1 pseudogene is annotated in these 298 nt (G+C 57.7%); it reads left to right on the plus strand.

The features are described 5' to 3' along the window. Window positions 1–298 (plus strand): annotated as a pseudogene (locus WG8_RS27565) (oligosaccharide flippase family protein); the annotation flags it as partial.

Here is a 298-nt window from a genome sequence, read left to right on the forward strand (position 1 = left end):
TTACTAAAAGCATTGCTGCGTTATGCCTTGCCTGTGTGTCTTGGAGCGCTGGCTGTTCCGTTAATTAACCTGGTAGACACGTTCACCGTCCCCCGCTTATTAAAGCAGGAGGGCCTGGACGATACGGCGGTGATGGTCGCCTTCGGCATCTATAACCGCGGTATGCCGCTGGTACAGCTGGTCATGATGTTTGCCACGACTCTGTCGGCATTGTTCATCCCATCGCTGGCAGAGGCCCGGGTGACCGGCGGCACGGAGCTGGCACGCCGCCAGTGCGAGCAATCCTTGCGCTGGTTTT

This window comes from Paenibacillus sp. Aloe-11, from assembly GCF_000245715.1.
Classification (GTDB): Bacteria; Bacillota; Bacilli; order Paenibacillales; family Paenibacillaceae; genus Paenibacillus; species Paenibacillus kribbensis.